This window comes from Marinobacter salinexigens (assembly GCF_008370345.1).
GTDB lineage: Bacteria > Pseudomonadota > Gammaproteobacteria > Pseudomonadales > Oleiphilaceae > Marinobacter > Marinobacter salinexigens.
In genome coordinates this window covers 541,679-563,460 of sequence record NZ_VTUU01000001.1, presented here as the reverse complement: position 1 = coordinate 563,460, position 21,782 = coordinate 541,679, and the positions used below count along the sequence as shown (strand labels likewise).

Sequence of the window (21,782 nt, the reverse complement as noted above, 5' to 3'; positions counted from 1 at the left end):
CTGCCATGCGCTTTCTGCTGACCCTGTTTATCTCGCTGCTCATTCTGTCAGGTTGTCAGCAGTCCGCGGAAACGCCTCCAGAGGCCCGCCCCCCTGTTCCCTGGGTAAAAACAGTGGAATTGAAGGAGGCAGGTCCAACATCTCAGAGGTTTTCAGGAACCCTGCGAGGCCGCCACGAAGTTCCCCAGGCCTTTCAGATCGCCGGCCGGATTCAACAACGTTTCATCGATCCCGGTCAGCGCGTGGAAAAAGGCGACTTACTGTTCAAACTCGATTCACGAGACCTTATCGCAACCGCGGAGGGGGCCGCCGCAGATCTGAGGCGTGCAGAAGCGGCCCTGGCCATTGCCACTAATGAGCTCCAGCGACAGCAGGAACTGGTAGGACGTCAGTTTGTCAGCGAACAAACCCTGCAACGCCTTGAACTGGCGGAGCGTGAAGCACGCAGCCAGGTGGAAACGGCTTCTGCACGAAATCAGCAGGCTCAGAATGCTCTGGGATATGCGGAACTAAAAGCCGCCAATGCAGGCGTGATCACCGAGGTCATCGTTGAGCCCGGCCAGGTTGTGGGTGTCGGTCAAACCCTTGCCGTTCTGGCTGAAGATCAATCCCTGGAAGTCGAGGTCTTTTTACCTCAGGGCAGCAACCCGCCCCGGCAAGGTTATGTTCCTTTACCCAATGGCGAACAGCTTGCGGTGAATCTGAGAGAGATTGCCGGGGCTGCCGACGCCAGAAGCCGGAGCTGGCGTGCCCGATACAGCCTGGAGGGGCCCTACCCTTCGTCTTTAACGCTTGGTTCAGTGGTGAGTGTCCGGCTGATGCAGAAACAAACCACGGCCAGCCATCGTGTACCGCTGGGTGCCCTTGATGAGAGAGGAGAAACGCCGCAGGTCTGGTTGGTCTCCGACGGCATGGTGACCCCCCTTGCGGTCGAGGTTATCGATTTGGGTGAGGAGTATGCGCAGATCCGGGCCAACATCAACGCGACTACGCCGATCGTCGCATTAGGGACACACCTGCTCACGCCTGGCATGGCGGTGCGGGAGCTGGCTCAATGAGCCTGCCTAATCTTTCCGCACTGGCAGTGCGCGAGCGTTCGGTCACCCTCTTTTTTCTTTTGATGTCCGTTGTTGCGGGCTTCTACGCGTTCTCATCCCTTGGTCGGGCGGAAGACCCTGCGTTCACTGTCCGGGCAATGGTGGTTTCTGTGGTTTGGCCAGGAGCAACCCCTGAGGTGCTACGGAATCAGGTGGTGGACCGCCTGGAAAAACGAATACAGGAAGTGGCGTATTTCGACACTGTTGAAACCACCATTCGGCCCGGACAGGCCACCATGCTTATCCGGTTCCAGGATTATACGCCTAGTGAAAAAATGCCCGATCTCTTCTATCAAGTTCGCAAGCGCATGTCCGATGAAAGCCCCAATCTCCCCCGTGGTGTCATCGGCCCCATCGTTAACGATGATTTCTCAGACGTGTATTTCTCCCTGATGGCCCTCACAGCACCGGGAATGCCAATGCGTGAACTGACCCGCGAGGCAGAAGCGATACGAGATCGCCTGCAACGGCTACCCGGCTTGCAAAAGGCACAGATCCTGGCCGAGCGTCCTGAGCGGGTGTATCTCGAGTTTGATCAGGACCGGCTCAACAATCTCGGCTTGTCGGCAGAAGAAGTGTTGCAGGCGATAGAGGCCAACAATCGCCTTGAGCCTCTGGGCTTTGTTGATCTTGCCGGCCCGCGGGTTTATGTCCGCAGCAACATTGACCTGTCTGACCTTGAGCGCCTCGCCTCAGTACCTCTGCGTATCGGAGACCAAGTTATCACCGTGTCTGATCTGGCCGAGGTGCGTTTGGGCTATGAAGATCCGTTGAACTACATCGTCCGTTCCAGCGGTGAGGATGCGATCCTCCTGGGCGTCGTCATGGAGGCGGGCGAAAATGGCCTGGAGTTTGGTGAACGGCTCAGTAAGTTTGTCAGCACTGAACAGGCCAGGCTGCCCCTGGGGATGTCAATACAGACCCTGACCAACCAGGCTGAGGCCATCACTCAGGCCGTTGATCTTTTTCAGGTCAAGTTTCTGGTGGCATTGGTCGTCGTAATGGGCGTCAGTATTCTGGCGATCGGCCTGCGTGCGGGTTTAGTGGTGGGCATTGCGATTCCCGTTACTCTCGGGCTGACCTTTTTATTGATGAAAATAGCGGGCATTAACCTGGACCGCATCACCCTGGGCGCGTTGATTATCGCACTGGGCCTGTTAGTGGACGATGCGATCATCGCCATTGAAATGATGATTGTGAAGATGGAGAGTGGCTGGGACCGGGTACGGGCAGCCAGTCATGCCTGGAGCGTCACAGCCGCGCCCATGCTGTCTGGAACGCTAGTAACAGTGGCCGGTTTTGTCCCCATCGGCTTTGCTCAGTCGGGTGTCGGGGAATACACCGGTAACATCTTCTGGGTGCTGGCTTTTGCGTTGCTGATTTCCTGGGGGGTGGCGGTCACCTTTACGCCTTATCTGGGCGTCAAGCTATTGCCCGATTACATCGGGCATACTGGCCAGGACCTTTATCAAAGCGCTTTTTATCAGCGGTTGCGTGGGGTGATTGCAGCGTGTGTAAGGTACCGGAAAACCGTCGTTTTTCTCACAGTGGGTTTACTGGCTCTCAGTGCTTTCGGTATGGCAGCCCAGGTACAGAAGCAGTTTTTTCCCAGTTCTGATCGCCCCGAGGTTCTGATCAGTGTCTATGCTCCGCAGGGGAGCGCTATTGCCACCACGGATCAAAGCGTCAGACGCCTCGAAGCGATATTGATGGACATGCCGGAGGTTAAAAGCCTGTCCGCTTACATCGGTGCCGGTGCACCCAGATTCTTCGTATCGGCAAACCCCGAGCAGCCGGACCCGGCGTTTGCCAAGTTGATTGCCATCGGGCAGGACGTTGAAGGGCGCGATCACATCATCTCGACGCTGGAGGCCAAAATCGCGGCGGGTGAGTTTCCTGAGGCGAGAGTGCGTGTAACGCGTTTGCTGTACGGCCCGCCGGTGGCCTGGCCGGTCAGTTTTCGAGTGTTGGGTCCGGAACCCGATCAACTCAGAGAGATCGCGCACCAGATTCGGACTCTCATGACCGGGCATCCGAACATCGTCATGCCGCACCTCGAATGGGATGAGCGTGTGCCCACGCTCTATCTTGAGTTGGACCCGGAAAACCTGGGCTGGATGGGCCTGACCCCGGCAGAGGTTGCACGGCAACTCCAGTTCCAGCTTCGCGGCGTGGCCGTTACCGAGTTACGCCAGGGCATAAGGAGCGTTCAACTGGTGGCGCGTAATGCCCGCGGTGAAATCATGATGCCCGAAGATCTTGAAATCAAAACCCGCGACGGCCGCAAACTCTCCGTAAAACAACTGGGGCAGTGGCAGGTTCGTTATGAGGAACCGGTTATAAAGCGTTACAACCGCGCCCCCTTCCTGGCCGTTCAGGCGGATGTGGAAGGCGCCCAGCCACCGGATGTCACCAAAGAGATCTGGAGTACGATGGCAGGCCTGCGTGAACGGTTACCGGACGGTTATCGTATTGAAATTGGCGGTACGGTGGAGCAATCCGCCAAAGCCAACGCCTCCATTCAGACTTTACAACCGGTGATGTTGGCGTTGATGCTGATTTTCATCATGCTTCAGATGCGTTCATTTATCGGCACCTTGACCGTTCTGGCCACCGCGCCATTGGGACTCATTGGCGCTGTGCTGGCTTTGCTGTTGTTTAATCAACCTTTTGGCTTTACCGCGTTGTTGGGGCTCATTGGCCTGGGCGGTATCCTGATGCGAAACACCATGATTCTGACGCAGCAGGTGCAGGACAACTTCACAACTGGGATGGCTGCTCGGGAAGCCGTGGTCGAGGCAGCCGTCCAACGCGCTCGCCCCGTGGTACTCACTGCCCTGGCGGCCGTTCTGGCGTTTGTACCTCTGACCTTTGACCTGTTCTGGGGGCCGCTCGCTTATGTACTTATAGGGGGCGTAGCAGTCGGCACTCTGATCACCCTACTGTTTGTTCCGGCGCTTTACGCACTCTGGTTTCGGTTAAAGGAAAAGTGAGCCAGGTGTTTGAGCTCCGAAGTAATCCTTACATAGCCGACGAAGCCAGAACCGGGAGATTCAGGGGTTACCTAGATAGCAACTTCTTTTTCTCGGCATGGACAAAGCGGAAACACGCGCCATCAAAGACGAGGCGTTCGAAAAGCAGTGCAAGGGTAAACAGCGGTACAAAATACCAGGCGGTATATGGAATAGAGTTCGGGAGAGTTGAGAGTAGCTGGCCAGCGCCCATCCGTTATCCTTAACAGCGGTTCAATCCGTTTCTTATCACTACACACTAACCTAACTTTCAGGAAGCTGACCACCCCGTGAGAGTAAAAATCTGTAAACCAGATATAGAAAAAGCCGCCCGGTTTCCCGGGCGGCTTTCATGGGTGTTCGCTTGTATCGGTGCGATCAAGCAGCGGCGAGATACGCTCCAGCAACCGCCAGCACACCACCAACACCACGGCTGAACTTGCTGTCCGCCTTCATCATCAGGCCACCCAGTCCGCGCCCAACCAGGGTGATGGCAAGGGTGGCAATGGAGAAGCCTGCAAGGTAGGCCGCCAGGGTTGCACCAGCCGGCATTTCTGCACCATGGGCAAAACCGTGGAACAGCATGAACGCACCGACAAGGGTGCCGCCCACAGCCGTCGGCAGTTTCGCCAGGGTGGCAATCAGGATGCCGGCCACCAGTACGGAGAAGGTGATACCGGTTTCAACACCCGGCAGGCTCAGGCCGCCCCAGGCGAGAATGGCGCCGAGGATCATGCCGCCGATTACGAAGGCGGGGGTGGCGTTTTTCATGGTGTTGCTCTGGCGTACGCTCCAGAAGCCGATGGCGGCCATGGCCAGCAGGTGGTCCAGGCCGAGCATGGGGTGCAGCAGGCCGCTGGTGAAGCCGCCTTCGGTGTGGCCGGGGTGGGCCATGGCGGTGGCGGAGGCGGTCAGCAGGGCTGCGGCGGTTAGGAGTTTGGCTGTGAGTTTCATGGTTGTCTCCTGGTGGCTCTCAAGTCGTTTTTGATTCGGTTGGCTCAGGCTGGCTCGGCCAGTTTTTCCGGCCGTCTTTCTGGCAGCATGCCGCGTTCGAGGATGAAGCTGATGATGGTGTCCAGCCCTACGCCGTCGTACAGGTTGGTGAAGACGAACGGGCGTTCGCCGCGCATTTTTTTGCTGTCCCGCTCCATGATGTCGAGGGAGGCGTGTACCTGTTCGGCGATGTCGATTTTGTTGATGATCAGCAAATCGGATTTGGTGATGCCGGGGCCGCCTTTGCGGGGGATTTTGTCGCCGGCGGAGACGTCGATCACGTAGAGGGTGAGGTCGCTCAGTTCCGGGCTGAAGGTAGCCGAGAGGTTGTCACCGCCGGACTCTACAAGCACCAGTTCCAGGTCCGGGTGGCGGCTCTGGAGGTCGTCGATGGCGGCGAGGTTCATGGAGGCATCCTCGCGTATTGCTGTATGCGGGCAGCCGCCGGTTTCTACGCCGAGGATTCGGTCTGCGTCGAGGGCTTCGTGGCGCAGGAGGAAGTCGGCATCTTCTCTTGTGTAGATGTCGTTGGTGACGACGGCGATGTTGTAGTGGTCTCGCAGGGCTTTGCACAGCTGGCGCAGCAATGCAGTTTTACCGGACCCTACGGGGCCGCCTACTCCGACTCTCAAACAATGTTTCATATCATTTCTCCTCAAAATTTTTACTCCGTGGCGGTCGGCGAGCAGCAAGTGCGGTTTGAAAACCGCTACAAGCACATCCATGTGCGCTTGAGCTCCGCCATCCATGGCTCCGCACATTTTCAAACCGCACTTGCTGCTCGCCTCCCCGGTCATTGGAGCGGCTTTTAACTTCTGAAAAGCCTCGAATACTGTGTTTCGTGTAACGCACTTCCGAGCGCCAGTCCCGGCAGGATGGGCCCGAGTTCGTGTTCGTCTCTTGCCAGCGCAACATCAACCGATTCCACCAGTTTCGGGCGGAGTTGTTCGGTGATGCGTTGCGCGGCGGTGTGGCCTAATGGCAAAGCCTTGCAGGCCACCGCGAGTTGGTTTTCCAGCCAGGCCCAGGCGAAGCCGAGTAGTGTTTGCCGAACGGGTACGATCCGTTTATGGGCGGCCCAGGCGAACATGGTGATGTAACCGGGCTCGTCCGGGATCAGTCCGCTTTCCGGCAGCAGGTCGAGGTTGCGCAGTAAAGTGACCAGGGCACCGCCGAGGCGGGTGTCTTCGTCGCTCAGTTCTGCGGTTTCCCGTGTGGCATGGAGCCAGTTGTTCCACTCGGCGATGGTGTCAGCGTCGCTTTCGGCCCAGGCCTGTTGCAGGCGTGCCAGTAATGGCAGTTCGCAGCGGCTGAGACCGTCTTCCAGTACGCCTTCGATCCACTCGGCCAGTTCGGCTTCGTTGTTCACCCAGCCCAGTTCGAACGCGCTTTCCAGTCCCTGGGACCAGGCAAACGCGCCGATGGGCAGTGCGGGGCTCACCAGTTGCATCAGGCCCAGCAGGGCCAGGTCGGCAACGTTGTCGGTGGCCGCCTCAGTGGGTGTGCGTGTGGCTGTGGCCATGGCTATGCCCGTGGTCGTGTGAGTGGTCGTGGCTTTCTCCGTGGCTATGGCTGTGGCCATGTCCGTGGGAGTACCCGGCCTGGGTGTAGGCGCCGGGTTCGGGGTCGAAGGGGGCGGTGTGGTGTACCAGGGTGGCCCCCAGGCGTTCCGCCAGTTCTTCGAGTACGTGGTCCGGGGTGATACGCACGTAGGCACCTTTGTCGTCCATGCCGATGGCGAGGGTGACGTGGCGGTTGCCCAGGTGATAGCACAGGCGCGCCAGGGGCTGGCCGTTTTCGATGCGGGCGGTCACTACCTGTTCTTCGGCGGCGCGGATGCGGACGATTTCGCCAGTCTTGGCTTGCAGCAGGTCACCGTCCCGCAGTACCGGGCCACGGTCGAGGAAGAGGCCTACGTCTACGTTGGTTTCGGTGGTCGCGCGGAGGCGGCCGCGGATGCGCAGTTCGTAGGGCAGGATGAGGTTATCGAGGATTTCGCTGCTGTCGATTTCAGCGGCTTCCTGTTCGTTGAGTCGTTTTGTCAGTTCTAACATGGTCGTTCTCCGGTTCCCGGCTCAAAACAAGTGGTAACGCTGAGCCAGGGGCAGTTCGGTGGCGGGCTCACAGGTGAGCAGCTCGCCGTCTGCGTGTACTTCGTAGGTTTGCGGGTCCACGGTGAGGTGTGGGCACGCGTCGTTCAGTTTCATGTCGCTCTTGCGCACTTCCCGCACGCCTTTACAGGCGGAGAGTGGGCTGTCGAGGCCGAGTTCTTCGCCGATGTTGGCGTCCAGTGCGGCCTGGCTGACGAAGGTCAGGCGAGTGGCACTGGCGGCTTTGCCGAAGGCACCGAACATGGGGCGGTAGTGCACGGGCTGCGGTGTGGGGATGGAGGCGTTGGGGTCGCCCATCGGGGCCGCTGCGATCATGCCGCCTTTGAGGATGCAGGCAGGTTTTACGCCGAAGAAGGCCGGGCTCCACAGCACCAGGTCGGCCAGTTTGCCCACTTCCACCGAGCCGACGTCATGGGCGATGCCATGGGTGATGGCGGAGTTGATGGTGTACTTGGCGATGTAGCGCTTGGCTCGGAAGTTGTCGGCACCCCGTTCTTCGTCTTCCGGCAGCAGGCCGCGCTGCACTTTCATTTTGTGGGCGGTTTGCCAGGTGCGGCAGATCACTTCGCCGACGCGGCCCATGGCCTGTGAGTCGGAGGAGATCATGGAGATCACGCCCATGTCGTGCAGGATGTCTTCCGCTGCGATGGTCTCCCGGCGGATGCGGGAGTCGGCGAAGGCGACGTCTTCGGGGATGTTCGGGTCCAGGTGGTGGCACACCATCAGCATGTCGAGGTGTTCGTCGATGGTGTTCACGGTGTAGGGCCGTGTCGGGTTGGTGGAGGACGGCAGTACGTAGTCTTTGGAGCACGCGGTGATGATGTCCGGTGCGTGGCCGCCCCCTGCCCCTTCGGTGTGGAAGGTGTGGATGCAGCGGCCTTTGAAGGCGGCCAGTGTATCTTCCACGAAGCCGGATTCGTTCAGGGTGTCGGTGTGGATGGCCACCTGTATGTCGTACTGATCTGCCACGGTGAGGCAGTTGTCGATGCTGGCCGGGGTGGTGCCCCAGTCTTCGTGCAGTTTGAGGCCGATGGCGCCAGCTTTGATTTGCACTTCAAGGGCTTCGGGGAGGCTGGCGTTGCCTTTGCCGAGGAAGCCGATGTTCATGGGCAGGGTGTCCACCGCCTGGAGCATTTTGCCCATGTGCCACGCGCCCGGTGTGCAGGTGGTGGCGTTGGTGCCGGTGGCCGGGCCGGTGCCGCCGCCGAGCATGGTAGTGACGCCGCTCATCAGGGCTTCTTCTACCTGTTGGGGGCAGATGAAGTGGATGTGGGGGTCGATGCCGCCGGCGGTGAGGATTTTGCCTTCGCCGGCGATGATTTCGGTGCCTGGGCCGATGACGATTTCGACGTCCGGCTGGGTGTCCGGGTTGCCGGCTTTGCCGATGGCGGCGATGCGGCCTTTCTGGATGCCGATGTCGGCTTTGATGATGCCCCACCAGTCGAGGATGAGGGCGTTGGTGATGACGGTGTCCATGACGGTGTCGTCACAACGCTGGCTCTGGCCCATGCCGTCACGGATGACTTTGCCGCCGCCGAATTTTACTTCATCGCCGTAGTGGGTAACGTCTTTTTCGACTTCGATCCACAGTTCGGTGTCGCCGAGGCGCACGCGGTCACCTACGGTGGGGCCGTACATGTCGGCGTACGCTTGTCTGCTGATTTTCATGCTATCCCTCTATTCTTAACTTGGGAGTTAGAGCAAGTGAGATTGGGTTTCCAAAACCCGCTCCTGGCGGCACATCCATGTGGCGCTTGAGCTTCGCCATCCATGGCTTCGCACAGTTTTGGAAACCCAATCTCACTCGCTCCTCCTACTCCGTGTTAGTTGTCCAGTTTGCCCATGACGTCGCCGCGGAAGCCGTAGATTTCTCTTGTTCCGGCGAACGGGATCAGGGTGACGGATCTCGTCTGGCCGGGTTCGAAGCGGATGGCGGTGCCGGCGGCTACGTCAAGGCGGAAGCCTTTGGCTTTGGCACGGTCGAATTCGAGCGCGGGGTTCGCCTCGGCGAAGTGGTAGTGGGAGCCGATCTGTACCGGGCGGTCGCCGGTGTTGGAGACGTCCAGTGTGATGCGTTCGCGGCCGGCGCAGAGTTCGATGTCGCCGTCCTGGATCATGTATTCACCGGGGATCATGTCAGGCTCCTTACACGATGGGGTTGTGGACGGTGACTAGTTTTGTCCCGTCTGGAAAAGTCGCTTCCACCTGCACTTCGTGGACCATGTCGGCTACGCCGTCCATGACGTCTTCACGGGTGAGGATTTCGGTGCCGGAGCTCATGAGTTCGGCTACGGAGCGGCCTTCGCGGGCGCCTTCCATGATTTCGGCGCTGATGAGGGCGACGGCTTCCGGGTAGTTGAGTTTGAGGCCCTTGGCTTTGCGGCGCTCCGCCAGCAGTGCTGCGGTGAACAGCATGAGCTTGTCTTTGTCTCTGGGTGTGAGTTCCATGGATGACTCCGTTTCTTTATATGCTTCAGGTAAGCCAGATTCTGGGTGTGTGGGCCTGCAGGCCGGTGAGCATGGGGCGCAGGATGTGCCAGGCCTGTTCGCACAGGGCCCAGGCTTCGTTGCGTTCGGTGCCCAGGTAGCGCAGTAGCAATACGCCACGGCGCCGGGTGACGGCCCAGCGGTTGTGTTCCGGTAGTTGTTCTCTGAGTGCTTCGATGGCGGCGGCTTCGTCCAGGCCGACGGCCCATAATGTCGCCTGTACGGTCGCGCCGCCCTGTCCCCAATGGCCGGTGAAGCGGCGGTGTTTGGGGTCGAGCAGTTGGCGTTCAAGCCATAACGGTTTGCCATCGAGGCTGAGGCGGAAGCGTTGTTCCAGTTCGCCGGTGGCGAACGGTAAGTCGCTTGCCGGGCGGCCAAGGGCGAGGACTTCCCAACCCAGGGTTTTGGCGCCGGTTTCGAGTTCGATGGTGGTGGTCTGTTCGCCCCGGGAGCCGTCAAAGGCGATGGTTTCCTGGGGCAGGTATTCGAGGGTGGCGTTTTTCGCGACCTTCAAGTGTGTGTGCTGGCCCCAGGCGACGCCGTGGCTGTCGGCTTTGTAGAGTTTGGCGGCTGCCGGGGTGGTCAACAGGGCGTGGCCGCCTTCAGCAACGGTGGCTTCGATGCGCAGTTCGTCGCCGCTCACCAGTCCGCCCGGTGGGTGCAGCAGGTATACGTGGCAGCAGCCGGTTTTGCCTTCCGGGTAGAACGGGCGCTGTACCCGCAGGGGGCCGACGTGGTGTCGGCGTACCAGGCGGGTGATGGGTGCAGCCGCGCCCTCGTTTCGGGATTCAAACCCGAGGGAAAGCGCGGCAGCCCAGCGTCGTTCTTTGTCGAAGCGGTGGCCGGAGGTGTGGGTGTTGATCGGCTGGTAGGCGGTCATACGGTCAGGTGCTGTTTGATGAGTTCGTCGGTCAGCCCGGCGATTTCGCCTTCGGCGACGCGGCGGCCCCGGTCGAGGATGGCGAAGCGGTCGGCGTATTTGCGGGCGAACGGGAGTTTCTGTTCCACCAGCAGAACGGTCAGGCCGTCTTCTTCGATCAGCTTGCGGATGACCTCGCCGATCTGGGCGACGATGTTGGGCTGGATGCCCTCGCCCGGTTCGTCGAGGATCAGCAGGCGCGGTTCGATCACCAGGGCCCGGCCGATGGCCAGCTGTTGTTGCTGGCCGCCGGAGAGGTCGCCGCCGCGGCGGTTTTTCATTTCCTTGAGCACCGGGAACAGCTCATAGATCCGCTCGGGGATTTTCTTGCTGCCGTCGGCGCGCACGGCCAGGCCGGTGCGCAGGTTTTCTTCCACGGTCAGTAGCGGGAATATCTGCCGGCCCTGGGGCACGTAGCCGATGCCCAGGCGGGAGCGGTCTTCGATCTTCTTTTTGGTGAGTTCCACGTCACCGGCGAATTCGATGGAGCCGTTTTTGACGCATTCCTCGCCCATGATGCATTTCATCAGGGTGGTCTTGCCCACCCCGTTTCGGCCCATCACGCAGGTGCACTGGCCCTGGGGTACGTCCAGCTCCAGGTCCCACAGGGTGTGGCTTTCGCCGTAGTACTGGTTCAGTTTGTCGATTTTTACCATCAGGTTTTCGCGAGACATCAGGCTTCCTCCCCGAGATACACCTTGACCACTTCCGGGTCGTTGGAGACCTCATCCATGGAGCCTTCGGCCAGCACGCTGCCTTGATGCAGTACGGTGACCTTGCGGGCGATGGAGCGCACGAAGCCCATGTCGTGCTCCACCACCACCACCGACTGTTTGCCGGCGAGGCTGGTGAGCAGTTCGGCGGTGCGTTCCATTTCCTGTTCGGTCATGCCGGCCACGGGTTCGTCCACCAGCAGCAGACGGGGTTTCTGCATCAGCAGCATGCCGATCTCCAGCCACTGTTTCTGGCCGTGAGAGAGGATCCCCGCCGGGGCGTTGCGCAGGTCTTTGAGGCCGATCATTTCCAGCACTTCCTCGATGCGCTCCCGGTATTCCGGTTTCATGGTGGCGGTCAGCGTCGGGAAGATGCGTTTGTCGGTGGCCATCGCCAGTTCGAGGTTTTCAAACACCGTTAACGCTTCGAACACGGTCGGCTTCTGGAACTTGCGGCCGATGCCGAGAGTGGCGATGTCCGGCTCGTTCATGGTGAGCAGGTTGTGGCGGCTGCCGAACCACACCGAACCGGTGTCCGGGCGGGTCTTGCCGGTGATGATGTCCATCATGGTGGTTTTACCGGCCCCGTTGGGGCCGATGATGCAGCGCAGTTCGCCGTCGTCGATGGTGAGGTTGAGGTTGTTGATGGCCTTAAAGCCGTCAAAGCTCACGCTCACGTCTTCCATGTACAGGATCGGGCCGTGGCGAACGTCCACCGGGGACTGTACCGGCGCGAGGAATTCGAATACCTGATCCCGGTTGGTGAGTTCCTGGAAAATGCTCATGCGGTGGCCTCCTGCGCTGACGGGGTGTCGGTATCGTCCTTCTTGCTACGACGGGACATCAGGCCGGCAATGCCCTTGGGCAGGAACACGGTGACCAGCACGAACAGGCCGCCGAGGGCGAACAGCCAGGCGTCCGGCATGATGCCGGTGAACACGGTCTTGGCGTAGTTCACCAGCAGCGCGCCGATGACGGCACCGTAGAGAGTTGCGCGACCGCCCAGGGCCACCCATACCACCACTTCGATGGAGAACAGCGGCGAGAATTCGCTGGGGTTAATGATGCCCACCTGGGGCACATACAACGCACCGGCCACACCCGCCAGCATGGCGGACACCACGAACACGAACAGTTGCACACGCTCAACCCGGTAGCCGATGAAGCGGGTTCGCGCTTCGGCATCCCGGCAGGCCACACTCACGCGGCCCAGCTTGCTGGTGACGATGCCACGGCAGATCACGTAGCCGATCGCCAGCGCGATGCCGGTGGCCAGGAACAGGCCAAGGCGGGTGGCGTCGGTGCGCAGGTCGAAGCCAAGGATGTCCTTGAAGTCGGTCAGGCCGTTGTTGCCGCCAAAGCCCATCTCGTTGCGGAAGAAGGCCAGCATCAAGGCGAACGTGAGCGCCTGGGTGATGATGGAGAGGTACACGCCGGTCACCCGGGAACGGAAGGCCAGGAAGCCAAACACCAGCGCCAGGATGCCCGGTGCCAGCAGCACCATGATGAAGGCGAACCACGCCATGTCGAAGCCGGCCCAGTACCAGGGCAGTTCCTGCCAGTTCAGGAACACCATGAAGTCCGGCAGAACAGGATCGCCGTAGACGCCGCGATCACCGATCTGGCGCATCAGGTACATGCCCATGGCGTAACCGCCGAGGGCGAAGAAGGCACCGTGGCCCAGGCTGAGGATACCGAGGTAGCCCCAGACCAGATCCACCGCCACCGCCAGCAGCGCGTAGCACAGGTATTTACCCAGCAGGGTGACGGTGTAGGAGCTGACATACAGGGCACTGTCCTGAGGCATGAACAGGTGCAGCGCGCTGACGATCACCAGGGCGCCGAAGAGCACGCCCAGGAAGATTTGGGTGGAACGTTCCTGCAAAGGTCTTGTTAACCACATAACTCAGCCCTCCGCAGCCCGGCCTTTTTGAGGGAAAAGCCCTCTTGGCCGCTTTTGAATGAACAGGATGATCAAAACCAGCACCAGGATCTTCGCCAGCACGGCACCCGCCCAGGGTTCCAGAAGCTGGTTGATGGTGCCGAGGGAGAGGCCCGCCAGCAGGGTGCCCCAGAGGTTACCCACGCCGCCGAACACCACCACCATGAAGGAGTCGATGATGTAGCTCTGGCCGAGGTTCGGGCCCACGTTGGTGATCTGGGAAAGGGCCACACCGGCCAGACCGGCCACGCCGGAACCCAGGCCGAAGGTCAGGATGTCCACCTTGGTGGCCTTGATGCCCATGGAGCGGGCCATGGCGCGGTTCTGGGTAACGGCGCGCACTTCCAGGCCGAGCCGGGTCTTGCGCATGATCAGCATCAGGCCGGCGAACACCACCAGCGCGAAGCCAATGACGTACATGCGGTTCAGGGTGAGCGAGAGGCCTTCGTTGATCATGACTGAGCCGCTCATCCAGTCCGGAGTGATCACGGTGCGGTTAAGCGGGGAGATCACCGTACGTACCAGTTGCTGCAGGATCAGGCTCACACCGAAGGTGGCCAGCAGGGTTTCCAGCGGGCGGCCTTTCAGGTGCTGGATCACGGTGCGCTCAATGGCAATACCCGCCAGCGCCGCCACCAGGAAACCGGCCGGTATGGAGAGAATCAGTGCCAGACCAGGCTGGCCCGGCAGCAATTGCTGCATGCCCCAGGTGGTGTAGGCACCCAGCATGATGAGCTCGCCGTGGGCCATGTTGATCACGCCCATCACGCCGAAGGTGATGGCCAGGCCAATAGCAGCCAGTACCAGTACCGAACCGAGGGAGAGACCAAAATACAGGGTCTCGGCGGCACGGTTCATTTTCAGTTTCTGTTCGATGCTTTCCATGGCCTTGGCGGCTGCGGCAGCCAGGGCGGGATCGTCGCTGTTCTGAGCCTGTTGCAGAGCCGCGCGAGCTTCTGAGTTGAGGCTGCCAGAAAGGGTAGCGACGGCCGAGACATCGCCCTGCTCTTCCACCCGATAGATGGCCAGGGCTTCGGTCAGCGCAGCCTGTACCGCGTCGCTCTCTTCAGCGGCGATAAATTCCGGCAGGCGCTCGGCCAGGGTGTCGTCCACGCTGCCTTTGAGGGCGCGGGCGGCGGTTAAACGGTTTTCCTCATCGGGGCTTTTCAGATCGATGACGGAAAGAATGCCTTCCAGCTCGTTACGAAGGGCATTGTTGACGCGGATGGTGTCGATGTCCCGGCGGGAAATTTCACCCAGATTGTCACCCGTGATTGCACTTTCGACGGTCCAGTCCCGACCACGGTTTTTCAGCACGATGACAAATTCGCCACTGGATTCGATACGGGCGAGTTTGTTGTCGCCATAGGCTTCCAGCCACGGGCGCGCACGTTCATCGCCGCTACTGGCAATGCGGTTCACTACGTCTTTCTTTTCCTTGAAAGACGACTCCGCCAGTGCCGTGAGCAGCTGTTGGGCTTCTGAATCGTCTACCTGTGCCGCCGCGACGGCTGGCAAGATCAGGCAGCAGACAAGCAGAAGCTGACTGAGCGATCGGATGATGCCCATGATTGTCCTGTCCTTGAAAAATGTGTTGCTGGTCAAAACGCGGATGGGGCTTTCACCCCACCCGCTGCTTCAGGCAGGTCTTAGTTGGAAGCTACGTCCGACTTGCCGCCACAGGTGCCGGAAACCACATTGAAGTTTCCGCAGAACAGCGGCTTGCGCCAGTCACTGATCAGGTCCTTGGAACCCGGCAGGAAGTCAGACCAGGCATCGCCAGCAACGGTTGAGGCGGTTTCCCAGACCACGGAGAACTGGCCGTTATCCTGGATTTCGCCAATCAGTACCGGCTTGGTGATGTGATGATTCGGCATCATGGTGGCGTAGCCACCAGTCAGGTTCGGTACGCTTACACCGATGATGGCGTCTTTAACTGCGTCCACGTCGGTAGTACCGGCCTTCTTGACCGCTTCCACGTACATGTTGAAGCCGATGTAGTGTGCTTCCATCGGATCGTTGGTGACGGCTTCTTCGTTACCGGTGTAGCCAACCCAAGCGTCGATGAAGTCGTAGTTGGCGTCGTTGTCCACGCTCATGAAGTAGTTCCACGCGGCGAGGTGGCCAACCAGCGGACCGGTATCGATACCGGAGAGCTCCTGCTCGCCCACGGAGAAGGCCACAACCGGGATGTCGGCTGCGTCGATGCCCTGGTTACCCAGCTCACGGTAGAAAGGTACGTTGGCGTCACCGTTGATGGTGGACACCACGGCGGTTTTCTTGCCTGCGCTGCCGAACTTCTTGATGTCGGAAACGATGGACTGCCAGTTGGAATGACCGAACGGGGTGTAGTTGATCATGATGTCTTCTGCGGCCACGCCCTTGTCCTTGAGGTAGGTTTCAAGGATTTTGTTAGTGGTGCGCGGATAAACGTAGTCGGTACCGGCCAGCACCCAGCGCTCAACGCCGATGTCATTCATCAGGTAATCAACAGCCGGGATCGCCTGCTGGTTGGGCGCAGCGCCGGTGTAGAAAACGTTTTCGGAGGATTCCTCACCCTCGTACTGAACCGGGTAAAACAGAAGGCCGTTCAGCTCTTCCACCACCGGCAGTACAGATTTACGGGAAACCGAGGTCCAGTTACCGAAGATAACGTCCACTTTTTCCTTGGCCAGCAGCTCACGGGCTTTCTCTGCAAACAGCGGCCAGTTGGAGGCCGGATCCACAACCACAGGCTCCAGCATACGACCATTGATACCACCCTCTTCGTTCTGCTTTTCGATCAGCATCAGCATGGTGTCTTTCAGGGTAGATTCACTGATCGCCATGGTGCCGGAGAGGGAGTGCAGGATGCCTACCTTGATGGGATCTTCAGCTGCAACGGTGTGCAGGGAGACTGAGAGTGCCAGCGCGGAGAGGCCAAGTTTCACGTGTTTTTTAATAGTCATTTTGTGCGAGTCCTATTCGTCGTTGATGTGTACTACGGGATTCATTCGCACAACGACCAGTGCATCAGTCGTTCCAACTACCCTTTAATCCTTTAAAAAACATGCCGTTATCTAGTATACAAGCTGAAAATCAGGCCTCTGGACACCGCAGAACCCGGCTTACGCCCCATTTGAAAGCAACCTATTTGGTGCGGGCGCACTATTTTGGGGCAACTCACAAAAATGAGCGCCAGACCACAAACTCCTCCATCCCTCTGTTTTTATTAGGTATTTGAAAAGTGTTCTGGCAATGGCATGGGCATTGCCATTGCCCATGTATACAAGCAGCGCGGGTTACAGCAGGGAAATCCGAGGTATGGCAACAGGCACTACACGCAAAGCCTCCATGGCAGACACGGTTTATGAAGCCCTCAGGGAGGATATTTTCGAGCTTCGCCTGACACCGGGAGACAAGTTCAGCGAAGGCGATGTGGGGCAAAGACTCAACGCCAGCCGAACGCCCGTGCGCGAAGCCCTGTATCGCCTTCAGCGGGAAGGCTATGTGGAGGTTCTGTTTCGCAGTGGCTGGCAGGTAAAGCCCCTGAGTGCGAGGCAGGTAGACGACCTCTACGAACTCAGAATCACACTGGAACAAGCCGCCATCCATAAACTGTGCTCGCCGACGAGCCCGGCGCCTTCACTCCCGATGCTAAATTCTCAAGCCACGCCTGTTACGAGCATCAGCCCTCTCGAGGAAAGAAACTTTCACTGTGACCTGGTTGCGGCCGCTGGCAACCAGGAAATGAGCCGGGTCCACAGTGAAATCATGGATCGACTCAGGCTGATTTCCCGCCATCATCCTGCTGACGCGGCACACGCCGGCGATGACCGGACTGAACACGCAATGATTCTTGAAGCCGTGAAAGCCGGTAATGAAACAGAGGCAGAACGCAGACTGATCAGCCACATCCGGATTGGCCAGCAAGCCGCCAGGAAATATACGGGAAACCAAGAAGATAGCACTGCAACGAACCTCAATGGCGAGCAAAAATCCGCCCCCAACGACGCGTAAATAGCGGTTTTTACTTAATTTTTCCCTGAACATCACAATCGCACGCAGGCTGTAGGAAATATCGCACACAGCCGCGAGCGATTGTCCGATTTTGTGAAATTACAGCTTGTTTAGAATTGTCTTCGTCAGGGATGACTAGCCAGCAAGGATTGCAGGCTCAGAAAGGAAAGCTCAGGAACGAGCATTCCAGGGATCGGATACGCCTGAAGGACCGGGCACACAAGGATAGTCGGCCGGCATGGAATGCTGGCGCAAGGATGATTACTCCAGGGACGGGAGTTGCCCAAAGGATCAGGGCATACAGGGAAGACTGCAAGGACGAAGCGCTCAGGATGATGCGCAGCCTGATGGACCAGGCAGGGGTCAGCCACGGATTCGCAGGATCACAGGGAATGTGGTCCTGATCCGTGCACATCCTCGCCCATATTTCTGTACCTCCCTCACCTCTCACCCACCAGATATCGTTCCCACCTGAGATCGCGCCTTCGCGGTGAAATGTCCCGGCACTCCAACAACGACATTATTCACACTCAGGAAGCAACTCACATGAAACGCACTCCCCTTTTCGCCACAGTCGTCCTGCTGCTCAGCCTGCTTACCGGCTTTGCCCATGCCCAGGATGCCGTTATCAACATCAACACCGCTGACGTAGCCACACTGGCCAGCCTCAATGGCATTGGCGAAAGCAAAGCCCAGGCGATCATCGACTACCGCGAAGCCAATGGGCCCTTTGCATCGACAGCTGACCTGGCCAACGTGAAAGGTATTGGTGCACGTACCGTAGAGAAAAACGCTGAAAGTATCACCGTAAAGTGATCCCAGCCGGGGCGGCCTGCCGCCCCCACTTTGTATCCCTGGCATACCATACAACGCCCTGTTAACCTCTACTCCTTCCAAAGCACGGACATCGAGCAGAAATCCGACTACGATGTTCACGCCCATCGAAATTCTTATTTACTGGTCACTGAATGATTCAAGGCGCCCTTCTGATCGCCCTGGCAGCCCTGCTGTGGGCCACGACAGGCATTGTCGCTAAATCCCTTTTTACAGGCACTGAGCTGCAACCTGTCACCCTGGGATTCCTCCGGTTGGTGGTGGCTGTACCCTTTTTCTGGCTGCTGATGCTGCGGGAACGGCAGCAGCTGAAGCGAACGGCTGAAGGCACCTCCGCAACCACCGGAGGGGTATGGAAAATGGGTAAAAAAGCCTTTCTTCCGCTGGCTGCTCTCGGACTTTTCCAGGCATTTTATCAGGGCAGCTACCTGCTGGCTGTTGACCTTACGGGCGCGGGCATTGCCACTTTAATTGCATTGTGCCTCCCTCCGGTTCTGGTTTCGCTATTGGCCGCCCCCCTTCTCGGAGAGAAGCCCGGCTGGCTGACCATAGCCGCCCTGATCGCGGCGATTATCGGCACGGGCATGCTGGTACTCAGCGATATGGACACCGCGGGCACCCTGCGCCTGGGCGGTATTCTGGTCGCATTGTTTGCAGCGGTTGTTTACAGCGGTTTCACGCTAACCAGCCGTTACAGCTCTGCCGGCACCGGCGTCTTTACCACAGCGTTTATCTGCTTCTTCACAGCCGCGCTGATCATGCTGCCGGTCGTCGCGCTATCCGGCGGATTCGAGGGCCTCGACTCGCTGGGGATCAGCCAATGGCTGATGATTGCGTACATTGGCGTGGTGCCCACGTGCATCGGCTATGTCAGCTTTTTCACCGGCATGAAGACAACCCCGGCAACGTTGTCGAGCATCATTGTCACCATGGAGCCGCTGTTTGTTGCGCTCCTGGCGTGGCTGTTCCTGGGAGAGGTTCTGGGACCTACAGGTATAGCAGGCGCCCTGATACTGACGGCAGCGGTGATCGTTGCCTCAAAGTATGGTGGGAAGAGCGGCACCAGCCAGAAGGCCGATGCCGGCTAGCATCTGAATCAGCTCTCGCGGGCCTGCTTCTGCACCATGTTCGGCTGCAGGATTTCAATCCAGTAGCCGTCCGGGTCCTTGATGAAGGCCAGGCCTTTCATCTTGCCGTCGTCCGGCTTTTTCACAAATTCCACATCCAGCGTCTCGAAGCGCTCCGCGGCAGCGTAGACATCCGGCACTGCAATGCCAATATGCCCGTAGCCCTGAGGTTGATCGTTGCCGTTGTGGTACGCAAAGTCCGCGTCTTCCTCGGTACCCCAGTTGTGGGTGAGCTCCAGCATGGCCTCACGACCGAAGGTAAACGTTGTGCGGTAATCATCGTCTGCCGGCACCTGCGCCGCCTGGCGGTCATCCAGGTACGCGAGGAAGTACAGGGTGAACTTCATTTCCGGGAAGTCCAGTTTGCGTACCAGGCGCATGCCCAGAACCCGGCTGTAGAAATCCAGAGACCGCTCGGGGTCCTTGATCCGGAGCATGGTCTGGTTGAACACGTACCCTTCGGTTTCGGGAACGGGGTCTTCATAGAGGCCCGGGGCCTGCTCGAAATGCTTGGGCATGATGCTATCCCTTTTGGTTCGCAGTGGGTAAACAGTATACCTGCGTGCGTTTCAGCCGGATTTCAAGGGGATGACAGAAACACCACTGTGATAGACTCACGCAATCAAATGACCCGAAGGACTCCAGCGAGCCCATATGGATTTTCAGGCACCCAATACACTGGCGGAGCAGATTGCCAACTACCTGGCCCAGCGCATCATGACCGGCCAGATCCGGCCCGGCGAGCGTATCCAGGAAGCCACCCTGGCCACAGAACTGAAAGTCAGCCGTGCATCGGTTAAAGAAGCCCTGTACACCCTGGAACGGTGGCATCTGGTAGAGATCACCCCGCGCAAAGGAGCGTCCGCCACACTTCTCGACGCGGAACACGCCTCTGAGCTTTACGATGTGTATATGCACCTGCTGCTGATGCTGGTAACCCGACTCTGCGAGCGCTGGCAGGAGCCCGACAAACAACTCATGCTGGATGTGGTTGCCCGGGTTGTCGCACAGACAAAAAACGCCTCGGCGGACGTAACCGCCATTGTTGAAGCCAGCTTCGATGTTATGGAATCCTGCGGCAAGGTCGTTGGCAATCCCTACCTCTCAGAAGCACTGTCCAATTTCAAACCCGCCGTCAGCCGGGCTTACTATCTGAGTGCCGAACGCTATCGACAGGACCTCAAAACAACCTCAAGATTTTTCACCGAACTGCCTCTGGCGGTCATTGCCCGGGATGCGGCCAAAGCGCGGCAATTGATCCGGGATTTTGCAGAGCACCAGAAGCTTCTGATCCAGCAAGCCCTCGCTTAAACCACAACTGTGAACAGACTCACAGACCTGTCGCCGCCTTACGCCTATCGTAACAACGTGTAACAAACCTCTTTATAGCTGCATTGGTTGTGCTGTCCCCTGCGGCCCGGATTGCAGACGCATCCGACGACAAAACAACAATCAGGAAACGGATTTTGGGGCCAACATGACGACGTTACCGACCCGCTCCGTACCCGGTGCCTTCCCGGCTCTGGTACTAGCTCTGACCCTCCCCTCAACTGCCCTGGCCGAATTCAGGCCAATGGACGACGGAGCCATGTCCAGCGTTACCGGCCAGGCCGGTGTCACCATTGAGCTGGAAACCCGGGTCAATATGGATCGCCTGACCTGGACCGACGAAGGCTCAATCAACGTCAACGGCCTGCGGCTTTCCGGACACAACGACACCACCCTGGACAACATGAAACTGACCATCGACATCGCGGGTCAGAATGAAGTGCTGGACTACGGTTTCTCAGAGATTGCCCGGAGAGCCGATACAGGTGTGCTGGATCTAGCTGCAAATGCAGACATCGCCGACGCTCTGACCACATACGACACCGGCGCTGGCTTCGGCAAGCAATTCAACAGTGGCGACCTGGTGATTCACCTTGGCGCGACGGACTACGGTGACCCCACCAGTCTGAACGACTACCTGCAGGCAGTGGATTTTGAACTGGCGGTCGACAGCATTACCGCGACCGGCAGCGAAGGCAGCGCTACCCTGTTCTCCAATGTTTTGCTGCAGGGATATGTCGGGCCAACGGACATTGTTATCCGCAACGGCGGCAATGCGACCCGAACCCTGGCCAACGGCAACACCGTTTCCGGTTCCGAGTTGCAGCTAGACACCCACTTCGAGATCACCAATGGCAGCCTGGACTGGGACGCAGCGGACCTGCTCCTGATCTTCAACTTTGCCGCCGTCGGTATTGAAGGTCTTCAGATTCATAACCGCCGGGGCAACGACACACTCGGCCATTTCGGCATGGCCAGCGCGACCGCCAAGCTGTCCCGGGGCACAGGCAGTGTGTCCGGTCAAGACGGGCTCTCTGTGCATGATGTGGAGTTCCGGGCCGATATCGACATGCCGGTTTTCCGGATCGGTCAGGCAAGCATCGGCAGTGTCCAGTTCACCGATTTTGCAATTACCGACACCACCCTGATGGTGTATGGCCACTAAGACGGCACTGGACAGCCCTCTCCTACTCTCCTGTACACTGCCCGTCTCATTCTGA

Annotated in this window: 21 protein-coding genes; 7 read left to right on the top strand and 14 right to left on the bottom strand. The window is 59.0% G+C overall.

The annotated features are described in order from the left end of the window. The first annotated feature begins 5 nt into the window (after positions 1–5). Both FWJ25_RS02640 and FWJ25_RS02635 read left to right on the top strand, forming a co-directional pair. Positions 6–1,058, top strand: coding sequence for an efflux RND transporter periplasmic adaptor subunit (locus FWJ25_RS02640; protein WP_011784135.1), 1,053 nt, complete (start codon positions 6–8; stop codon positions 1,056–1,058). Further along, positions 1,055–4,090 (top strand): efflux RND transporter permease subunit, encoded by a 3,036-nt coding sequence (locus FWJ25_RS02635; protein WP_011784134.1) that lies wholly within the window; start codon positions 1,055–1,057, stop codon positions 4,088–4,090. The genes FWJ25_RS02640 and FWJ25_RS02635 overlap by 4 nt, the downstream gene beginning before the upstream one ends. 396 nt (positions 4,091–4,486) lie before the next feature. Here FWJ25_RS02635 and FWJ25_RS02630 read toward each other — a convergent pair whose 3' ends face one another. From FWJ25_RS02630 to urtA, 13 genes are all read right to left on the bottom strand, one after another. After that, a complete protein-coding gene (locus tag FWJ25_RS02630) occupies positions 4,487–5,062 on the bottom strand; it encodes a HupE/UreJ family protein (protein ID WP_149598683.1) in 576 nt (191 codons plus the stop codon). Positions 5,063–5,106: 44 nt separating this feature from the next. Then, on the bottom strand, positions 5,107–5,745 hold the full coding sequence (gene ureG, locus FWJ25_RS02625; protein ID WP_149598682.1) for an urease accessory protein UreG: 639 nt from the start codon (positions 5,743–5,745) through the stop codon (positions 5,107–5,109). A 164-nt stretch (positions 5,746–5,909) separates the two neighbouring features. Continuing rightward, positions 5,910–6,623, bottom strand: a complete 714-nt coding sequence (locus FWJ25_RS02620; protein WP_149598681.1) for an urease accessory protein UreF — start codon at positions 6,621–6,623, stop codon at positions 5,910–5,912. Further along, positions 6,595–7,155 carry an urease accessory protein UreE gene (ureE, locus tag FWJ25_RS02615; protein ID WP_149598680.1) on the bottom strand — a complete coding sequence of 187 codons (561 nt, stop codon included), beginning with the start codon at positions 7,153–7,155 and terminating at the stop codon, positions 6,595–6,597. The genes FWJ25_RS02620 and ureE overlap by 29 nt, the downstream gene beginning before the upstream one ends. Before the next feature lie 21 nt (positions 7,156–7,176). Further along, positions 7,177–8,880 (bottom strand): urease subunit alpha, encoded by a 1,704-nt coding sequence (gene ureC / locus FWJ25_RS02610; RefSeq protein ID WP_149598679.1) that lies wholly within the window; start codon positions 8,878–8,880, stop codon positions 7,177–7,179. Between the two features lie 155 nt (positions 8,881–9,035). Then, positions 9,036–9,347: an urease subunit beta gene (locus tag FWJ25_RS02605; protein ID WP_036129940.1), complete on the bottom strand. Its 312-nt coding sequence runs from the start codon at positions 9,345–9,347 to the stop codon at positions 9,036–9,038. 10 nt (positions 9,348–9,357) lie between these two features. Beyond that, complete coding sequence (ureA, locus tag FWJ25_RS02600; protein ID WP_149598678.1) at positions 9,358–9,660, bottom strand: urease subunit gamma; 303 nt, start codon at positions 9,658–9,660, stop codon at positions 9,358–9,360. A gap of 25 nt (positions 9,661–9,685) precedes the next feature. Next, the gene (locus tag FWJ25_RS02595) at positions 9,686–10,579 is read right to left on the bottom strand and encodes an urease accessory protein UreD (protein WP_149598677.1); all 894 of its coding nucleotides are present in this window, start codon (positions 10,577–10,579) and stop codon (positions 9,686–9,688) included. After that, the gene (urtE, locus tag FWJ25_RS02590) at positions 10,576–11,274 is read right to left on the bottom strand and encodes an urea ABC transporter ATP-binding subunit UrtE (protein ID WP_149599054.1); all 699 of its coding nucleotides are present in this window, start codon (positions 11,272–11,274) and stop codon (positions 10,576–10,578) included. The genes FWJ25_RS02595 and urtE overlap by 4 nt, the downstream gene beginning before the upstream one ends. Before the next feature lie 17 nt (positions 11,275–11,291). Continuing rightward, positions 11,292–12,116 carry an urea ABC transporter ATP-binding protein UrtD gene (urtD, locus tag FWJ25_RS02585; RefSeq protein WP_149598676.1) on the bottom strand — a complete coding sequence of 275 codons (825 nt, stop codon included), beginning with the start codon at positions 12,114–12,116 and terminating at the stop codon, positions 11,292–11,294. Next, positions 12,113–13,234: an urea ABC transporter permease subunit UrtC gene (gene urtC, locus FWJ25_RS02580; protein WP_149598675.1), complete on the bottom strand. Its 1,122-nt coding sequence runs from the start codon at positions 13,232–13,234 to the stop codon at positions 12,113–12,115. The genes urtD and urtC overlap by 4 nt, the downstream gene beginning before the upstream one ends. Positions 13,235–13,237: 3 nt before the next feature. Then, positions 13,238–14,842 carry an urea ABC transporter permease subunit UrtB gene (gene urtB, locus FWJ25_RS02575; RefSeq protein ID WP_149598674.1) on the bottom strand — a complete coding sequence of 535 codons (1,605 nt, stop codon included), beginning with the start codon at positions 14,840–14,842 and terminating at the stop codon, positions 13,238–13,240. An 80-nt stretch (positions 14,843–14,922) separates the two neighbouring features. After that, positions 14,923–16,221 carry an urea ABC transporter substrate-binding protein gene (gene urtA, locus FWJ25_RS02570; RefSeq protein WP_149598673.1) on the bottom strand — a complete coding sequence of 433 codons (1,299 nt, stop codon included), beginning with the start codon at positions 16,219–16,221 and terminating at the stop codon, positions 14,923–14,925. Between the two features lie 355 nt (positions 16,222–16,576). Between urtA and FWJ25_RS02565 the strand changes: the two genes are divergently transcribed. From FWJ25_RS02565 to FWJ25_RS02555, 3 genes are all read left to right on the top strand, one after another. Continuing rightward, positions 16,577–17,272, top strand: a complete 696-nt coding sequence (locus tag FWJ25_RS02565; RefSeq protein ID WP_149598672.1) for a GntR family transcriptional regulator — start codon at positions 16,577–16,579, stop codon at positions 17,270–17,272. A 546-nt stretch (positions 17,273–17,818) separates the two neighbouring features. Then, the gene (locus FWJ25_RS02560; RefSeq protein WP_149598671.1) at positions 17,819–18,088 is read left to right on the top strand and encodes a ComEA family DNA-binding protein; all 270 of its coding nucleotides are present in this window, start codon (positions 17,819–17,821) and stop codon (positions 18,086–18,088) included. A gap of 152 nt (positions 18,089–18,240) precedes the next feature. Beyond that, on the top strand, positions 18,241–19,194 hold the full coding sequence (locus tag FWJ25_RS02555) for a DMT family transporter (RefSeq protein WP_149598670.1): 954 nt from the start codon (positions 18,241–18,243) through the stop codon (positions 19,192–19,194). 8 nt (positions 19,195–19,202) lie between these two features. On the opposite strand, the gene gloA is transcribed toward FWJ25_RS02555, so the two are convergent. Then, on the bottom strand, positions 19,203–19,751 hold the full coding sequence (gene gloA / locus FWJ25_RS02550) for a lactoylglutathione lyase (RefSeq protein WP_149598669.1): 549 nt from the start codon (positions 19,749–19,751) through the stop codon (positions 19,203–19,205). Between the two features lie 136 nt (positions 19,752–19,887). Between gloA and FWJ25_RS02545 the strand changes: the two genes are divergently transcribed. Both FWJ25_RS02545 and FWJ25_RS02540 read left to right on the top strand, forming a co-directional pair. Continuing rightward, on the top strand, positions 19,888–20,544 hold the full coding sequence (locus FWJ25_RS02545) for a GntR family transcriptional regulator (protein ID WP_149598668.1): 657 nt from the start codon (positions 19,888–19,890) through the stop codon (positions 20,542–20,544). 166 nt (positions 20,545–20,710) lie between these two features. Beyond that, positions 20,711–21,727: a DUF6160 family protein gene (locus tag FWJ25_RS02540; RefSeq protein WP_149598667.1), complete on the top strand. Its 1,017-nt coding sequence runs from the start codon at positions 20,711–20,713 to the stop codon at positions 21,725–21,727. Positions 21,728–21,782 lie beyond the last annotated feature (55 nt).

What these genes read in the sequence shown, in the direction of transcription:
- FWJ25_RS02640 (WP_011784135.1), top strand. Translation starts at nt 6, where the DNA reads ATGCGCTTTCTGCTGACCCTGTTTATCTCGCTGCTCATTCTGTCAGGT.
- FWJ25_RS02635 (WP_011784134.1), top strand. Translation starts at nt 1,055, where the DNA reads ATGAGCCTGCCTAATCTTTCCGCACTGGCAGTGCGCGAGCGTTCGGTC.
- FWJ25_RS02630 (WP_149598683.1), bottom strand. Translation starts at nt 5,062, where the DNA reads ATGAAACTCACAGCCAAACTCCTAACCGCCGCAGCCCTGCTGACCGCC.
- ureG (WP_149598682.1), bottom strand. Translation starts at nt 5,745, where the DNA reads ATGAAACATTGTTTGAGAGTCGGAGTAGGCGGCCCCGTAGGGTCCGGT.
- FWJ25_RS02620 (WP_149598681.1), bottom strand. Translation starts at nt 6,623, where the DNA reads ATGGCCACAGCCACACGCACACCCACTGAGGCGGCCACCGACAACGTT.
- ureE (WP_149598680.1), bottom strand. Translation starts at nt 7,155, where the DNA reads ATGTTAGAACTGACAAAACGACTCAACGAACAGGAAGCCGCTGAAATC.
- ureC (WP_149598679.1), bottom strand. Translation starts at nt 8,880, where the DNA reads ATGAAAATCAGCAGACAAGCGTACGCCGACATGTACGGCCCCACCGTA.
- FWJ25_RS02605 (WP_036129940.1), bottom strand. Translation starts at nt 9,347, where the DNA reads ATGATCCCCGGTGAATACATGATCCAGGACGGCGACATCGAACTCTGC.
- ureA (WP_149598678.1), bottom strand. Translation starts at nt 9,660, where the DNA reads ATGGAACTCACACCCAGAGACAAAGACAAGCTCATGCTGTTCACCGCA.
- FWJ25_RS02595 (WP_149598677.1), bottom strand. Translation starts at nt 10,579, where the DNA reads ATGACCGCCTACCAGCCGATCAACACCCACACCTCCGGCCACCGCTTC.
- urtE (WP_149599054.1), bottom strand. Translation starts at nt 11,274, where the DNA reads ATGGTAAAAATCGACAAACTGAACCAGTACTACGGCGAAAGCCACACC.
- urtD (WP_149598676.1), bottom strand. Translation starts at nt 12,116, where the DNA reads ATGAGCATTTTCCAGGAACTCACCAACCGGGATCAGGTATTCGAATTC.
- urtC (WP_149598675.1), bottom strand. Translation starts at nt 13,234, where the DNA reads ATGTGGTTAACAAGACCTTTGCAGGAACGTTCCACCCAAATCTTCCTG.
- urtB (WP_149598674.1), bottom strand. Translation starts at nt 14,842, where the DNA reads ATGGGCATCATCCGATCGCTCAGTCAGCTTCTGCTTGTCTGCTGCCTG.
- urtA (WP_149598673.1), bottom strand. Translation starts at nt 16,221, where the DNA reads ATGACTATTAAAAAACACGTGAAACTTGGCCTCTCCGCGCTGGCACTC.
- FWJ25_RS02565 (WP_149598672.1), top strand. Translation starts at nt 16,577, where the DNA reads ATGGCAACAGGCACTACACGCAAAGCCTCCATGGCAGACACGGTTTAT.
- FWJ25_RS02560 (WP_149598671.1), top strand. Translation starts at nt 17,819, where the DNA reads ATGAAACGCACTCCCCTTTTCGCCACAGTCGTCCTGCTGCTCAGCCTG.
- FWJ25_RS02555 (WP_149598670.1), top strand. Translation starts at nt 18,241, where the DNA reads ATGATTCAAGGCGCCCTTCTGATCGCCCTGGCAGCCCTGCTGTGGGCC.
- gloA (WP_149598669.1), bottom strand. Translation starts at nt 19,751, where the DNA reads ATGCCCAAGCATTTCGAGCAGGCCCCGGGCCTCTATGAAGACCCCGTT.
- FWJ25_RS02545 (WP_149598668.1), top strand. Translation starts at nt 19,888, where the DNA reads ATGGATTTTCAGGCACCCAATACACTGGCGGAGCAGATTGCCAACTAC.
- FWJ25_RS02540 (WP_149598667.1), top strand. Translation starts at nt 20,711, where the DNA reads ATGACGACGTTACCGACCCGCTCCGTACCCGGTGCCTTCCCGGCTCTG.